Origin of the sequence: Streptomyces sp. NBC_01445 (genome assembly GCF_035918235.1) — a bacterium.
Classification (GTDB): Bacteria; Actinomycetota; Actinomycetes; order Streptomycetales; family Streptomycetaceae; genus Streptomyces.
Window position 1 is genome coordinate 3,651,243 of record NZ_CP109485.1, and the last position, 15,882, is coordinate 3,667,124.

At 72.0% G+C, this 15,882-nt stretch carries 12 protein-coding genes; 2 read left to right on the forward strand and 10 right to left on the reverse strand.

Annotation, left to right across the window (positions count from 1 at the left end; all coding sequences use genetic code 11):
* Positions 1-97 precede the first annotated feature (97 nt).
* The 5 genes from OG574_RS16510 to OG574_RS16530 form a co-directional block, all read right to left on the reverse strand.
* Positions 98-484: a hypothetical protein gene (locus OG574_RS16510; protein ID WP_326773877.1), complete on the reverse strand. Its 387-nt coding sequence runs from the start codon at positions 482-484 to the stop codon at positions 98-100.
* 69 nt (positions 485-553) lie between these two features.
* A complete protein-coding gene (locus tag OG574_RS16515) occupies positions 554-2,494 on the reverse strand; it encodes an acyl-CoA dehydrogenase family protein (protein WP_326773878.1) in 1,941 nt (646 codons plus the stop codon).
* Positions 2,495-2,760: 266 nt separating this feature from the next.
* Positions 2,761-4,206, reverse strand: coding sequence for an aldehyde dehydrogenase family protein (locus tag OG574_RS16520; RefSeq protein WP_326773879.1), 1,446 nt, complete (start codon positions 4,204-4,206; stop codon positions 2,761-2,763).
* A 169-nt stretch (positions 4,207-4,375) separates the two neighbouring features.
* A complete protein-coding gene (locus tag OG574_RS16525; protein ID WP_100595111.1) occupies positions 4,376-6,073 on the reverse strand; it encodes a PucR family transcriptional regulator in 1,698 nt (565 codons plus the stop codon).
* 139 nt (positions 6,074-6,212) lie between these two features.
* Positions 6,213-8,417, reverse strand: a complete 2,205-nt coding sequence (locus OG574_RS16530) for an ATP-binding protein (protein ID WP_326773880.1) — start codon at positions 8,415-8,417, stop codon at positions 6,213-6,215.
* A gap of 229 nt (positions 8,418-8,646) precedes the next feature.
* On the opposite strand from OG574_RS16530, the gene gabT reads away from it, so the two are divergent.
* Together gabT and OG574_RS16540 are read left to right on the forward strand one after the other, a co-directional pair.
* Positions 8,647-9,981 (forward strand): 4-aminobutyrate--2-oxoglutarate transaminase, encoded by a 1,335-nt coding sequence (gene gabT, locus OG574_RS16535; protein ID WP_326773881.1) that lies wholly within the window; start codon positions 8,647-8,649, stop codon positions 9,979-9,981.
* 271 nt (positions 9,982-10,252) lie between these two features.
* Entirely contained in the window at positions 10,253-10,933 is a 681-nt protein-coding gene (locus OG574_RS16540; RefSeq protein WP_326773882.1) for a phosphatase PAP2 family protein, read from the forward strand.
* An 18-nt stretch (positions 10,934-10,951) separates the two neighbouring features.
* Here OG574_RS16540 and OG574_RS16545 read toward each other — a convergent pair whose 3' ends face one another.
* The 5 genes from OG574_RS16545 to OG574_RS16565 form a co-directional block, all read right to left on the reverse strand.
* Positions 10,952-11,419, reverse strand: coding sequence for a hypothetical protein (locus OG574_RS16545; RefSeq protein ID WP_100595107.1), 468 nt, complete (start codon positions 11,417-11,419; stop codon positions 10,952-10,954).
* Positions 11,420-11,561: 142 nt separating this feature from the next.
* Entirely contained in the window at positions 11,562-12,989 is a 1,428-nt protein-coding gene (locus tag OG574_RS16550; protein ID WP_326773883.1) for an NAD(P)/FAD-dependent oxidoreductase, read from the reverse strand.
* A 13-nt stretch (positions 12,990-13,002) separates the two neighbouring features.
* On the reverse strand, positions 13,003-13,800 hold the full coding sequence (locus tag OG574_RS16555; RefSeq protein ID WP_100595105.1) for an ABC transporter permease: 798 nt from the start codon (positions 13,798-13,800) through the stop codon (positions 13,003-13,005).
* A complete protein-coding gene (locus OG574_RS16560; protein WP_326773884.1) occupies positions 13,800-14,723 on the reverse strand; it encodes an ABC transporter permease in 924 nt (307 codons plus the stop codon). The genes OG574_RS16555 and OG574_RS16560 overlap by 1 nt, the downstream gene beginning before the upstream one ends.
* The gene (locus OG574_RS16565; protein WP_326773885.1) at positions 14,720-15,874 is read right to left on the reverse strand and encodes an ABC transporter ATP-binding protein; all 1,155 of its coding nucleotides are present in this window, start codon (positions 15,872-15,874) and stop codon (positions 14,720-14,722) included. Before OG574_RS16565 ends, OG574_RS16560 begins: the two co-directional genes overlap by 4 nt.
* Between the last annotated feature and the right edge of the window lie 8 nt (positions 15,875-15,882).

A 15,882-nucleotide genomic window follows, 5' to 3' on the forward strand; every position in this document is an offset into this window, starting at 1 on the left:
GGAAGTGATGTGGTCGAACCCGGTACCCGGCACAGGAGCCTCCCCCCTGTACCCAATGTCCGCCTCGTTGCCCTTTGAGGCAAGGAGGCGGGCCCGTTCACTGCCCGGTCATGGACCGGACGTAGTGACTGAGGTTGGCGCTGAGGACTCCGCGCACGTAGAGGATCGCGCCGGCCATCCCGATGGGGAGCGAGAGCGCGAGGACGGCGAAGATCATCGGCCAGGGCTCCAGGACGCAGGTGTTGGAGATGCCGTCGTCGTAGCTCCTGCGGATCTCCTCGAAGAGGAGCCCGTCGTCGCAGCCGGCGCCGTGTTCGTCGCCGGACGCGAGGAGGAAACCCGGCGGCAGCAGGAGCCGGGCCAGGACGTACAGCCACAGCAGCGCGGCGAGGACGAGCAGCCAGAAGCCGCGGGTGCGCATCTTCAGCGCGTTGTCGCGGAACCGTCGTTCCAGGTCGTTGCGGTACTTGCGCTCGTCGCGCATGACTGCCATCTCCCCCGGGGCCTGTGGGACTTGCGGTGAGCAAGATACCCGCGGGCCCCGGGGCGCGGTTCAGCGGATGGGGCGGCGGACGTTCTCCCGCTTCGAGGGGCCGGGGGTCGCGTCCGCGATCCACGCGCCGTCGCCGCTGGGGTCGATGACGCCCTCCTCCAGCCAGGTGTAGGAACCGCCGAGGACGCCCTTGGTGACCTTGCGGTCCAGTTCGTCGGTGTTGTGCCACAGGCGCCCGAAGAGTTCGTCGACGCGGACGCGGGACTGGCTGCAGAACACGTCGGCGAGCTGGTAGGCCTCGCGGCCGTGTTCGCCGGCGCCGCGCAGGTGCTCGGCCCGTACGCAGGCCGCGCTCATCGCGAAGAGTTCGGCGCCGATGTCGACGATCCGGCCGAGGAAGCCCTGCTTGGTCTCCATCTTTCCCTGCCAGCGGGACATGGCGTAGAAGGTGGAGCGGGCCAGCTTGCGCGCCGAGCGCTCCGCGAAGCGCAGATGGCCGGAGAGGTCGGCGTGGCCCGCGGGGTGGAACTCGCTGTAGGAGTTGGGGAGCTGGCCGGGTCCGGCGACGAGCTTCGGCAGCCAGCGCGCGTAGAAGCCGCCGGCCTTCGCGCCCGCCTTCGCCTTGTCGGACAGGGACTTGTCGGGGTCGATCAGGTCACCGGCGACGGACAGGTGCGCGTCCACGGCCTCGCGGGCGATGAGGAGGTGCATGATCTCCGTCGAGCCCTCGAAGATGCGGTTGATGCGCAGATCGCGCAGGAGCTGCTCGGCGGGGACGGCGCGTTCGCCGCGCGCGGCGAGGGACTCGGCGGTCTCGAAGCCGCGGCCGCCGCGGATCTGGACCAGCTCGTCCGCCATCAGACAGCCCATCTCGGAGCCGAAGAGCTTGGCGAGGGCGGCCTCGATGCGGATGTCGTTGCGGTCCTCGTCGGCCATCTGCGAGGACAGGTCGACGACGGCTTCGAGCGCGAAGGTCGTCGCCGCGATGAACGAGATCTTCTGGCCGACCGCCTCGTGGAACGCGACCGGCTTGCCCCACTGCTCGCGGGCGCCCGACCACTCGCGGGCGATCTTCAGGCACCACTTGCCCGCGCCCACGCACATCGCGGGCAGCGAGAGCCGGCCCGTGTTGAGGGTGGTGAGGGCGATCTTGAGGCCGGCGCCCTCGGGGCCGATGCGGTTCGCGGCCGGGACCCTGACCCGGTGGAAACGGGTCACGCCGTTCTCCAGGCCGCGCAGGCCCATGAAGGCGTTGCGGTTCTCGACCGTGATCCCTTCGGAGTCGGCCTCCACGACGAAGGCCGTGATGCCGCCCTTGCGCCCCTCCGCCTTCGGCACCCGCGCCATGACGACGAGCAGATCGGCGACGACGCCGTTCGTCGTCCACAACTTCACGCCGTCGAGGATGTACGAGTCCCCGTCGGGCACCGCGGTCGTGGCGAGGCGCGCCGGGTCCGAGCCGACGTCGGGTTCGGTCAGCAGGAACGCGGTGATGTCGGTGCTGGCGCAGCGCGGCAGGAAGGCGTCCTTCTGCTCCTGCGTCCCGAAGATCTTCAACGGCTGCGGCACACCGATGGACTGGTGGGCCGACAGGAGGGCTCCGATCGCGGGGCTCACGGTGCCGACCAGGGCCAGGGCCTTGTTGTAGTAGACCTGCGTGAGGCCGAGGCCGCCGTACTTGGTGTCGATCTTCATGCCGAGGGCGCCGAGCTCCTTGAGCCCGTTGATCACCTCGTCGGGGATCTGCGCCTCGCGCTCGATGCGGGCCGGGTCGATGCGTGTCTCGCAGAAGTCGCGCAACTTGGCGAGGAACTCCTCGCCGCGCCGGACGTCCTCGCCCGCCGGCTGGGGATGCGGGTGGATCAGGTCCAGCCTGAAGCGCCCGAGGAAGAGCTCCTTGGCGAAGCTCGGCTTGCGCCAGCCCTGTTCGCGCGCGGCCTCGGCGACCTGCCGGGCCTCGCGTTCCGATACGGATGGCTGCTGGGAAGTTGGGGCCGCCATGGGGGCTCACCTCGACGCGAGTAGGGGCCGTTCGGCATCGGCTACCGACGGGTGCTACTCGGTCGTATGTACCCGAAAACCGGCAACCCGACCACCCCTCGCGCACCGATCGGGTCACCCGTACCGGCATTCGGGGGACAAGGGTCCGCCGGGCCTGCCGTCAAATGGTGGGCCCGGGAACGCGGACGGCCGGAGCCCCCGCACAGTGGGCTCCGGCCGTCCATGGCCGGCGTACGGATCAGGCGTACGCCGGGGTCTTGCCGGTCCTAGAGGGCGAGGCCCGTCAGGACGAGGACGCGCTCGTACGTGTAATCGTCCATCGCGTAGCGCACGCCCTCGCGGCCCACGCCGGACTGCTTGGCGCCGCCGTACGGCATCTGGTCCGCGCGGTAGGACGGGACGTCGCCGACGACCACGCCGCCGACCTCGAGGGCGCGGTGGGCGCGGAAGGCGGTCTGCAGGTCGTGCGTGAACACGCCCGCCTGGAGGCCGTACTTGGAGTCGTTGACCGCGGCGAAGGCCTCGGCCTCGCCGTCGACCTTCTTGACCGTGAGGACCGGTCCGAAGACCTCCTCGCAGGAGATCGTCACGTCGGCCGGCACGTCGGCGAGGACGGTCGGGGCGTACGTGGCGCCCTCGCGCTTGCCGCCCGCGAGCAGCGAGGCGCCCGCGGCGACGGCCTCGTCGACCCAGGATTCCACGCGCTTGGCGGCGTCCTCGCTGACCAGCGGGCCGACGTCGGTGGCGTCGTCCGCGGGGTCACCGGTGACCTGCGCCTCGACGGCCGCGACGATCTTCGGCAGGAGCCGCTCGTACAGGGAGGCGTCGGCGATGACGCGCTGCACGGAGATGCAGGACTGGCCGCCCTGATAGTTGGAGAAGGTGGCGATACGGGTCGCCGCCCAGTCCAGGTCCTCGTCGGAGGCCCAGTCACCGAGGACGACGGCCGCGCCGTTGCCGCCGAGCTCCAGCGTGCAGTGCTTGCGCGGCACGCTGTCCATGATCGCGTAGCCGACGGGGCCCGAGCCGGTGAAGGAGATGACCGGCAGGCGCTCGTCCTGGACCAGGGCGGGCATGCGGTCGTTCGGGACCGTGAGGACGGACCATGAGCCGGCCGGGAGGTCGGTCTCGGCGAGCAGCTCGCCGAGGATCAGCGAGGAGATCGGCGTGGCCGGGGCCGGCTTCAGGATGATCGGGGCGCCGACGGCGATGGCCGGTGCGACCTTGTGGGCGCTGAGGTTCAGCGGGAAGTTGAACGGCGCGATGCCGAGGACCACGCCGTGCGGAATGCGGCGGGTCAGGGCGAGCCGGCCGGTGCCGCCCGCGTCGGTGTCGAGGCGCTGGGCCTCGCCGCCGTTGAAGCGGCGGGCCTCCTCGGCGGAGAAGCGGAAGACGGAGACGGCACGGCCGACCTCGCCGCGCGCCCACTTGATGGGCTTGCCGTTCTCGGCGGAGATCAGCTGGGCGATCTCCTCGGTGCGCTCGGTCAGCCGGTCGGCCACGTGGTTGAGGGCCTTGGCCCGTACGTGGGCGGGGGTGGCGGCGAACTCGTCGCGGACGGCGTACGCGGCGGCGACGGCCTCCTCGACCTGCGCGTCCGTGGGCACGCTGACCTTGCCGACCAGCCGACCGTCGTAGGAGTTGGTGACGTCGAAGGTGGCGTCACCGGTGGCCTCGCGGCCCGCGAGCCAGAAGGCGTGAGTGGCGGTCATAGTCGGTCCCGGCCCTTCCGCAGTGGGTGTGTACTGGGGTCTTTCCGGACCAACGGTAGGCGGGCGGGGGCGGAGCCGTGTTTGTCCGACGTGTCGGAGTCCGCGAGTGCGGCGCGCCGCTTTGGCAGAGGCGGGCGCGGGTTCTGTCCGGAAGAGCGGCCCGGTGGGCCTATTCGCCGCCCGCGCTCGTCGCCTTGAGGGCCAGCCACAGCTCCATGCGCACGTCCGGATCGTCGAGCGAGCGGCCGAGGATCTCCTCGACGCGCCGCATCCGGTAGCGCAGGGTGTGGCGGTGCACGCCGAGGTCGGCGGCGGCCGCGTCCCACTGGCCGTGCCGCGAGAGCCAGGCGCGCAGCGACGCCACGAGGTCTCCGCGGCCGGTCGCGTCGTGGTCCTTCAGGGCCCGCAGGAGACCGTCCGCGAAGGCGCGTACGGCGTCGTCGGCGAGCAGCGGCACGACGGAGCCCGCCGCGACCTCCTCGTGCTCGACGAGAGAGCGCCCGCGCCGCCGGGCGACGGAGAGGGCCTGTTCGGCCTGCTTGTAGGCGGTCGCGGCGGCGATCGGCCCGGCCGGTGCGGACAGACCCACCACGAGTTCGTCGTCCTCGCCCGCGCCGCCCTGCTCGCGCTGCGTCAGGCGGGCGGTCTCCAGGGCCTCGGCGTACTGGGTGCAGGCGCCCGTCGCCGCGCCGCCGTCGGCGGCGAGCAGCACGAGCCGGTCCCCGTCGGGCACCACGAGGACGGCCTCCCCGGAGCGGGCCGCGGCGGCCTCCACGACGTCGGCGAGCCCGGTGAGCGGGTCCCCGGAGGCGGCGACGGCCGCCGCACCCGTGCCCGGCGCGGGCCGCTCCGGCTTGTCGAGGGCCACGCGCGCGTGCCCGTCGGCGTGCGCGCGGCCCGCCGACGCGGACGCGACCTCGGCGACGATCATCCGGAAGGGCGCGTCGAGCAGCCCTCCGTACAGGTCACCGGCGACGGTCCTGGCGTGCTCGGGCTCCCCCGCGAGCAGCATCCGCAGGACCGCCGCGCCGATGCGCTGCTCGGCCGCGTGCAGCGAGCGGGAGCGCTCGGTGGTGAGGGTGAGCAGGGCGATGGCGGAGTGCAGCGCGTAACGCTCGGCGGTGCCGAGGGCCGCGGCGGTGCCCACGGCGAGGGCGGCGCGGGGCCTGCGTCCGGTGCCGAGCGAGTGCAGCTCGACGCGGTCCTCGTCCCCGCCGCCGTGCTGTTCGCTGCCGCCGACGACCGCGCTGGCCGGGGCGGGCCGCTCGCGCAGCCGCTCGACGTCGCCGACCAGCCGGGCCGCCCGGCGCCCGGCCCACTCCGGCGCGGCCGCGACCACGGCGCCCGAGGCGTCGTACAGCGCGGCCCAGCCGTCGACCTGACCGGCGAGCGCGCCGAGCAGCCCCTCGGGCCCACCGCTCAGCGCCTGCTTGGTCAGCTCGCGCTGGGCGGCGAACCCGGCGGTGACGGCGCGGTACTGGTCGGCGGCGATGGCGGCGGAGACGGCCTTGCTGATGGCGATGAAGGGGGTGCGGCGCGGCACTTCGAGGAGCGGGAACTCCTCCTCGCGCGCCGCGTCGACGAGGGCCTGCGGGACGGCGTCGTAGTTGACGCCGACGGCGAAGCCGAGCCCGACGACTCCGGCACCCGCGAGCCGCTTCACATAGCGGCGCATCGCCTCCGGGTCCTCCGCGTCCAGCTTCAGCGCGGTGAACAGGAGAAGCTCGCCGCCCTCCATGTACGGCACGGGGTCGGCGAGCTCACTGACGTGGGCCCAGCGCACGGCGGTGTCCAGCCGTTCCTCCCCGGCGCGCACGGTCAGCTTGAGCGCGGAGTGATGGACGAGGGAGGCGAGCGTGGGCGGCATGAGGCCTTCAGGTGTGCGACAGGTGGTGCTCGGGTGCGGGGTGGATCCTGTGGATCTTTTGGCCGGTACGTATGAACGACCGGTGTCGATTCTGCCTCACCGTACGTACGTCTGCGGCCTCCCCGCACACCGGGCCGCCTCAGTCGCGCAGGTCCACCAGGAGCGGGGGCGCGTGCTCGCCCCGCACCGTCGTCAGGGACAGGACGGCGTGGCCGGGCGGCACGGCGTGCGCCAGTTCGGAGGCGGACCAGCGCTCGCGCTCGACCTGGCGCACGGTGACGGCCCGTGCGGTGGGCGCGTTGCCGGTGATGACGCGGCGCAGCATGTGGACGGTCTTGCCGAGCGGGGTCTCCGCGATGATCTGCCGGTCGGTGACGTCCCGTGTCTCGGTCCACTCCTTGCCCCACACCTCGGCGAAGTCCTGGCCGTCCCACGGGGTGAGGCCGGACAGGGCCATGCGGCAGCCGACGGCCCCGAGGAGCGGTCCGCGCAGGGGCCGCGGCACGTCGTCGAGGGTGCGCAGGGTCAGGACGGCGCCCGCGTTCGCGGAGCGCAGCCGCTGGATGCCGCGCACGGCCTGCGGGGTCACGGCGCCGGTCGCGTCGTCCAGGATCAGGCAGGCGAAGAGCGAGCGGTCGTCGCGGACGGACGCGCCGGCGACGAACTGGGCGAGCACGAGACGCGCGAGGATCCGCGACGCGTCGGCGTGCCCGCGTTCGGGCAGGTCGATGCGGACGCGTACGGGGCGGTCGAGGGCGCGCAGCGAGAACGGCCTGCCCCGGCCCGTCGTGTCGAAGAACGAGGCGAAGGCGGGCCGGTCGAGGAGGGCCACCCGGTCGGCGAGCACCGCGCCCACGTCCCCAGGGTGCCCCAACTGCCGCTCGCGCGCGTCGAGTTCGCGGAGCATCGCCTCGTGGCCCGAGTCGGTGAGCGCCTGACGCAGCGCGGCGAGCGGCTCCGGGGCGCCGTCCAGGAGGCGGCGCAGCTCGGGCACGGAGGGGAAGCGGCCGTGGACGGCGTGGTACGGCCCGATGAGCTGGGCGATGACGGTGGTGGAGCGCCGGCTGTCGCCGCCGGGGTGCGGGTCGGCGAGGTCCCCGACGAGCGCCTCGGCGAGCATCGCCGCGGCCTCGTCGGGGTCGCTCGTGCCGCCGTACAGGTCCAGGTCGTGGACGGACTCCGGGTGACCGATGCGGATGACGACGTCATAGCTGTCGGCGGCGCCGAGGCCTGCCCCGGCGGGGCCGACGACCACGACGACGGCGCGGCCGGCCAACGCGCCCAGGCACAGGGACTCGGCGATCGGCCAGACGACGCTGCCGGTCTTGCCGGCGCCCGCGGGGCCGACGGCGAGCAGCGAGGTGCCGAGCAGATCGGGCCCGAAGGCGAGGCCCGCGCCGCGGTAGGCGTAGGGGTTGCGGACGTCGTCGGCGCTCGTGCCGATCCTGACCTGGGCGGTGGCGAGGTCATGGCGGGCGGCGCGGGCAGGGAGGTCGCGCGCGCCGGAGGGGTGCAGGCAGGCGCCGGCGCCGTCCTTCACGACGGCCGCGCTGAACGAGGCGAGGGGGTGGCTGCCTCGGCGCACGCCCTGCCAGGCGCGGGCGATCCGGGCCTGGTCGACGTCGCACATCAGCCCGGCGCGGGCGTCGGCGGCGAGCCGGTCGGCGGCGTCGGCGGCGCCCGCGGCCCGCAGCTGGGGCCAGCGCGCGGGGTCCTCCTCGGGCGCGGGCGGGCGCTCCTGGGCCACGGGTACGGCCTTGCGCCAAGCCGGCAGCCCGTAGCGGCGCCAGACCTCACCCCAACGGCCGAGCCGGCCGACGGCGATCATGATGCCGACGGCGAACACGGCGTAGTACAGGTAGACCACGACGACCGAGCCGACGGAGTGCGGCTGGGCCCAGGAGTCGGGGACCATCGCGTACAGCGGGAGCAGCCACCAGCCGCCGAGGTAGCCGTTCCAGAGCAGGGACCAGACGAGCCACCCCACCAGGAAGGCGATCACCGCTCCGCCGAGCAGCTGCCGGGCCGGGACGACCTCGGGCTCCTGCGCGGGCCTCGGCCGGTGCGCGAACCGCCAGATGCCCGGCTCGGCGGCGGGCCGCGGGGCCCGCAGCCACCCGAGGAAGGCGGCCCCGGCGGCCCCGGCGGACGCTCCGGCGGCGCCGGGGGCGTGCGTGGGGCGGGGCGGCGGGGTGCCGGGGCGCGCGGGCGAACCGCTGCGCGCTCCCCGGTCGGCCGACACCGCCGGAGGATTCGGTGGCCCCGCAGGGCGCGGCACCGGTGTGGCGTGTGTGCCGCGAGCGTCGTGCGTGCCGCCAGCGCCCTGCGTGCCGTCGGTGTCCATTGCCCCTGCCCCCTGACCTGCCGGTCTGCGTGTCCGCGGGTCAATCTAGTGCCCCCGCATGGGGAGTTCACCGGTTACGCGCCCGGACCTGCGGCGATCCCCGTGGAGCGGCCGTATGTCCACGACGGACAACGCAAACCGCGAACCGCGCCCGGATGGAGCATGCCCCACCCCGCCCCTCGCCCCTAACCTGCGAAGAAAGCACCCGAAACACCCCCAGGAGCCCCGCATGAGCGCAGTCCCGCAGGAGCGCCGCGTCGTCACCGCCATCCCCGGTCCGAAGTCGCAGGAGCTGCAGGCCCGACGTACCGCCGTGGTCGCGGCCGGCGTGGGCTCCACGCTGCCGGTCTTCACCGCCCGCGCGGGCGGCGGCATCATCGAGGACGTCGACGGCAACCGCCTGATCGACTTCGGTTCCGGCATCGCCGTGACCTCGGTCGGCGCCTCCGCCGAGGCCGTCGTGCGCCGCGCCTCCGCCCAGCTGCAGGACTTCACCCACACCTGTTTCATGGTCACGCCGTACGAGGGCTACGTCGCCGTCGCCGAGGCGCTGGCCGAGCTGACGCCGGGTGACCACGCCAAGAAGTCCGCGCTGTTCAACTCGGGCGCCGAGGCCGTCGAGAACGCCGTCAAGATCGCCCGTGCGTACACCAAGCGCCAGGCCGTCGTCGTCTTCGACCACGGCTACCACGGCCGTACGAACCTGACGATGGCGCTGACCAGCAAGAACATGCCGTACAAGAACGGCTTCGGCCCGTTCGCGCCCGAGGTCTACCGCGTGCCGGTGGCCTACGGCTACCGCTGGCTGACCGGCGCGGAGAACGCGGGCGCCGAGGCCTCCGCCCAGGCGATCGACCAGATCACCAAGCAGATCGGCGCCGACAACGTCGCCGCGATCATCATCGAGCCGGTCCTCGGCGAGGGCGGCTTCATCGAGCCGGCGAAGGGCTTCCTGCCCGCGATCCGCCAGTTCGCCGCGGACAACGGCATCGTCTTCGTCGCGGACGAGATCCAGTCCGGCTTCTGCCGCACCGGCCAGTGGTTCGCGTGCGAGGACGAGGGCATCGTCCCCGACCTGATCACGACCGCCAAGGGCATCGCGGGCGGTCTGCCGCTCGCCGCCGTGACGGGCCGCGCCGAGATCATGGACGCCGCGCACGCGGGCGGCCTCGGCGGCACCTACGGCGGCAACCCGGTGGCCTGCGCCGGTGCGCTCGGCGCCATCGAGACCATGAAGGAGCTCGACCTCAACGCCAAGGCGAAGAACATCGAGGCCATCATGAAGGCCCGCCTCGCCACCATGGCCGAGAAGTTCGACATCATCGGCGACATCCGTGGCCGCGGCGCGATGATCGCCATCGAGCTCGTCAAGGACAAGGCCACCAAGGAGCCGCACCCGGCCGCCGCCGCCGCGCTCGCCAAGGCCTGCCACGCCGAGGGTCTGCTGGTCCTCACCTGTGGCACCTACGGCAACGTGCTGCGCTTCCTTCCCCCGCTCGTCATCGGTGACGACCTGCTCAACGAGGGCCTGGACATCATCGAGACCGCGTTCGCGGGCGTCTGAGCCGCTCCGGCGACTTCAGGCAAGGGGCAGGGCGTGTGAAGAACGTGTGCGGGGCCGATGACGGGTTGCTGTTCCCGCTGTCGGACACCCACGCCCTGCCGTACGGTTTCTGCAGATGAGAGAAACACCCCGCCCACAGGGGACTGTGGGCGAAACCGGGACGGAGCCTCCCCAGCCCCGCCCTGGTCGTGCCCTCGCGCACACACCCGGAGCTTCCGGCTCCGGAACTCCTCACCGATCGGATGGCCGCCCGCCCCAAACCCCCCGGGGCGTGCGGCAAACCGATCAGATCGGCCGCCTCGGAACTACCCCCCCTGTTCCGGGGCGGCCGACCATTTTCCGCTGGGCCGCCGTTCTGAGCGCCCTGCTCTTCCTCTTCCTCACCTGGCAGATCGCCGTCGGCGGTGCGCTGCGCCGCGCGGACGAACGCCTCGGTGACGCGATCGGATCCAGCCGCCTGCCGAACCGGGCCGCCGAACTCCTCGCCGACCTCGGCAACATCGCCGTCGCGCTCCCGGTCCTCACCGCCGTCCTCGGCTACGCCGCCTGGCGCGCCCGTCGCGACGGCGTGCCCCGCTGGTGGAAGCCCCCCGTCATCGCCGCGCTGACGATGGCCGCCGTCCCGCTCCTGGTCGTCCCGGTCAAGGAGACCGTCGCCCGGACGGGCCCGGCCGTGATGGGCCCCGGCACCGGCTTCTACCCGTCGGGCCACGCGACGACGGCGGCGGTCGCGTACGGCGCCTGCCTGCTCCTCCTGCTGCCGTACGTGCGTGGCGCCTACGCGCGCCGCGAACTCGTCATCGGCTACACGGTCCTGAACGCGGCCGTCGGCCTCGGTCTGATGCGGCGCGGCTACCACTGGCCGCTGGACGTCGTCGGCGGCTGGTGCCTCTCGGTGGTCCTGCTGTACGTCATGTGCGCGGTGTGGGCGGGCCGGGCGCCCCGCGGCTGACCCGGCCGGCCCATCGGGCTACTCGTGGATGTCGTCCCGGGCGAGCTGCGCGGCTGCCTCGTGCATCGCCAGTTCCAGGACGGTCGGGTCGGTGAGGGTGCCCGAGCCGTCGGGCGGGATCAGCCAGCGGACTCCGCCGGCGGCACGGCCGGGAAGGGGATGCGGCACGACGATCCAGGTGCCACGGCCCGCGCCGCGCACCCCCGTGCCGAGCCAGCGGGTGGCCGTGCCGGAAGGTACGAAGAAGCCCATGCGGGCGTCACCGAAGTCGGCGAGCACGGGGCCCGGCCGGTCGATGACACGGGTGAGCACGTCGAGCGTCGGATACCCCAGCTCGCCGGGCAGTATCAGTACGTCCCAGAGCCTGCCCGCGGGAAGGAGCGCGACCCCGAGGGGGTTGCGCTCCCATTCCCAGCGGCAGGCGTCCGGATCAGGTGCCACGGACGCCAGCCACTCGACCGCCGACTTCGCCCCCGAGCCAGTCATGGCGGGACCTCCTCTTCCTGGTACGCAGTTGCCGAAAGCTGTGCGTGTCACCAGGGAGAGGAGGCCGGGCCGCGAGCATTACGCGGGTTCTGCCCACGAGTTGTTCCGGACTTGCCGATCCGGACCGGTGGTTCGGGACTTGTCAGCTGTCGAAGCCGAGGCCCGCCTTGTCCATGGCCTTCAGCCACAGGTTGCGCCGGCCGCCGTTGTCGTCGGCGCGCGCCAGGGACCACTTGGTGAGCGCGATCCCGGTGTAGGCGAACGGCTCGGGCGGGAAGGGCAGCGGCTTCGTGCGGACCATCTCCAGCTCCGTACGCTCCGTTCGCTCACCGGAGAGCAGGTCGAGCATCACGTCCGCGCCGAAGCGGGTCGCGCCCACGCCGAGGCCGGTGTACCCGGCGGCGTACGCGACGCGGCCCTTGTGGGCCGTGCCGAAGAACGCCGAGAAGCGTGAGCAGGTATCGATGGCGCCGCCCCACGCGTGGCTGAAGCGCACCCCCTCCAGCTGCGGGAAGCAGGCGAAGAACTGGCCGGCGAGCTTCGCGTACGTCTCGGGCCTGTGGTCGTACTCGGCGCGCACCCGGCCGCCGTAGGGATAGATCGCGTCGTAGCCGCCCCACAGGATCCGGTTGTCCGCGGAGAGCCGGAAGTAGTGGAACTGGTTGGCCGAGTCGCCGAGGCCCTGGCGGTTCTTCCAGCCGATGGAGGCCAGCTGGTCGTCGGTCAGGGGCTCGGTCATCAGCGCGTAGTCGTAGACCGGGACGGTGTACGAGCGCACGCGCTTGACCAGGGACGGGAAGACGTTCGTGCCGAGCGCGACGTGCTGGGCGAAGACGCGCCCGTAGGGGGTGCGGACCGCGGTCCCGGCGCCGGACGAGGAGAGTTCGAGCGCCGGGGTGTGCTCGTAGAAGCGCACGCCGAGGTCGAGGCAGGCCTGCTTGAGGCCCCAGGCGAGCTTGGCGGGGTGCAGCATCGCGACACCGCGCCGGTCGTACAGGGCGCCGAGGAAGGTCGGCGAGTCGACCTGTTCGCGGGTCGCGTCGGCGTCGAGCAGCTCGGTGCCGTCCGCGAGGCCCGTCTCGGTCAACTCCTGGTGGAATTCCTGGAGTTCGGTGACCTGATGCGGCTCGGTGGCCACGTCCAGTTCGCCGGTGCGCTCGAAGTCGCAGTCGATGGAGTAGCGGGCGACCGCCTCCTCGATCGCGTCGAGGTTGCGGTTGCCGAGCTCCTCCAGCTTCGCGATCTCGCCGGGCCAGCGGGCCAGCCCGTTCGCGACGCCGTGTGTCAGGGAGGCGGCGCAGAATCCTCCGTTGCGGCCGGAAGCCGCCCAGCCCACCTCCTGCCCTTCGAGCAGGACCACGTCGCGCCCGGGGTCGCGCTCCTTGGCGAGGAGCGCGGTCCACAGGCCGCTGTAGCCGCCGCCGACGACGAGCAGGTCGCAGCGTTCGTCGCCGGTCAGCGCCGGCTGGGCCTGCGGCTTGCCGGGGTCGTCCAGCCAGTAGGACAGCGGCTTGGCGTCCGCCAGTGACTTGATCCAGTCGGTACCACGGTTCATGGCACGTGCGGCCATGATTTCAACTCCCTCAAACTGCCTTGTTCTTTCGCTTGCCGATCAGCATTGCGGCAAGGACCAGCAGCACGGCGACGATGAACATCGCCGTACCGATGACATTGATCTGAACGGGCGTACCGCGCTGCGCCGATCCCCAGACGAACATGGGAAAGGTCACGGTCGAGCCCGCGTTGAAGTTGGTGATGATGAAGTCGTCGAAGGAGAGCGCGAAGGCGAGCAGCGCGCCCGCGGCGATGCCCGGCGCGGCGATCGGCAGGGTGACCCGTACGAAGGTCTGGACGGGACCGGCGTAGAGGTCCTGGGCGGCCTGTTCGAGGCGCGGGTCCATCGACATGACGCGCGCCTTGACGGCCGTCACGACGAAGCTGAGGCAGAACATGATGTGGGCGATGAGGATCGTCCAGAAGCCGAGCTGCGCGCCCATGTTGAGGAAGAGCGTGAGCAGCGAGGCGGCCATGACGACCTCGGGCATCGCCATCGGCAGGAAGATCAGCGAGTTCACGGCGCCGCGGGCCCGGAAGCGGTAGCGCACCAGGGCGAAGGCGATCATCGTGCCGAGGACGGTGGCGCCGATCGTCGCCCACAGGGCGATCTGGAGGCTCAGGGACAGCGAGCCGCACATGTCGGCGACGCCGCACGGGTTCGTCCACGCGTCGAGGGAGAACTGCTGCCACTCGTAATTGAAGCGCCCCTTCGGCTTGTTGAAGGAGAACACCGTCACGATGACGTTGGGCAGGAGCAGATAGCCGAGGGTGACCAGACCCGCGATGACGACGAGATTGCGGCGCAGCCAGCGTACGAAGGGCATCAGACCAAGTCCTCCGTTCCGGACCGGCGGATATAGACGGTGACCATGATCAGGATCGCGGCCATCAGGATGAAGGAGAGCGCCGCCGCCGTCGGGTAGTCCAGGATGCGCAGGAACTGCGTCTGGATGACGTTGCCGACCATGCGGGTGTCGGTGGAGCCGAGCAGGTCCGCGTTGACGTAGTCACCGGCGGCGGGGATGAAGGTGAGCAGCGTGCCGGAGACGACACCCGGCATGGAGAGCGGGAACGTCACCTTGCGGAAGGTGGTGGCGGGCGAGGCGTACAGGTCGCCCGCCGCCTCGTGCAGCCGGCCGTCGATGCGCTCCAGCGAGGTGTAGAGCGGCAGGATCATGAACGGCAGGAAGTTGTACGTGAGTCCGCAGATCACGGCGAGCGGGGTCGCGAGGACGCGGTCGCCGTCCGTCATGCCGATCCAGCTCGTGACGTCCAGGATGTGCAGGGCGTTCAGCGTGCTGACGACCGGGCCGCTGTCGGAAAGGATCGTCTTCCAGGCCAGCGTGCGGATCAGGAAGCTGGTGAAGAACGGCGCGATGACGAGGATGAGGACGACGTTGCGCCAGCGTCCCGCGCGGAAGGCGATGAGGTAGGCCAGCGGGTAGCCGAGCGCCAGGCACAGGATCGTGGCGGCGCCCGCGTAGAGCACCGAGCGCAGGAACTGCGGCCAGTAGTCGGCGAGCGCGTCCCAGTAGGTCGCGAAGTGCCAGGTGACCTTGAAGCCGTCCTCCAGGGAACCCGTCTGGATCGACGTGGACGCCTGGTAGACCATCGGCAGGGCGAAGAAGACGACCAGCCACAGCAAGCCGGGCAGCAGCAGCCAGTACGGGACGAGGCGGCCGCGCTTGCGCGGCGGGCGCGCGGTCTTGCCGGCCGGCGCCGCGGGAGTGTCGGTGACGGTCGTCATGCGGCGGCGTCCTCCTCGACCTTCGCGGCGCCCGCCTCGATGTCCTGGGCGGCGTCGAGGCCGAACGTGTGCGCGGGGTTCCAGTGCAGGACGACCTCGGCGCCGGGGGTGAGCCGGGTGTCGCGTTCGATGTTCTGGGCGTAGACCTCGAAGGCGTCGCAGAGCGGGCTGTCGACGACGTACTGCGTGGAGACGCCGATGAAGCTGCTGTCGGCGACGCGGCCGGTGATGCGGTTGCGGCCGTCGGGTATGGAGCCCGCGTCATCGGCGTGGGTGAGGGAGATCTTCTCGGGGCGCACACCGACGAGGACCTTCCCGCCGGTGGTGGTGGCGGCCGTACAGCGGGCGGCGGGCAGGACGAGCTTGCCGTCGCCGGCCTTCAGGGTGAGGTCCTCGCCGCTGCGGCCGGCGACCTCGGCCTCGATGAAGTTGGACGTGCCGAGGAAGTTGGCGACGAACGTGGACCCCGGGTTCTCGTACAGGTCCGCCGGAGCGCCCAGCTGTTCGACGCGGCCCGCGTTCATCACGGCGACCGTGTCGGCCATGGTCATGGCCTCCTCCTGGTCGTGCGTGACGTGGATGAACGTGATGCCCACCTCGGTCTGGATGCGCTTGAGTTCGAGCTGCATCTGGCGGCGCAGCTTGAGGTCGAGGGCGCCGAGCGGCTCGTCGAGGAGCAGCACCTTGGGGTGGTTGATCAGGGCGCGCGCCACGGCGACGCGCTGCTGCTGGCCGCCGGAGAGCTGGTGCGGCTTCTTGCGGGCCTGCTCGCCGAGCTGGACCAGGTCGAGCATCTCCCCGACCTGCTTCTTCACGGACTTGATGCCGCGGCGGCGCAGGCCGAAGGCGACGTTCTCGAAGATGTCGAGGTGCGGGAAGAGCGCGTACGACTGGAAGACGGTGTTCACCGGGCGCTTGTAGGGGGGCAGCGCGGTGACGTCCTGGTCGCCGAGCAGGACCGTGCCGGAGCTGGGCTCCTCGAGCCCGGCGATCATCCGCAGGGTCGTGGTCTTGCCGCAGCCCGAGGCGCCGAGGAGGGCGAAGAAGGAGCCCTGCGGCACGGTCAGGTCCAGCGGCTGGACGGCGGTGAAGGAGCCGTAGGTCTTGCTGATCCCGGCAAGGCGGACGTCGCCGCCGTTTTCTGTCGTCATGGTGCAGT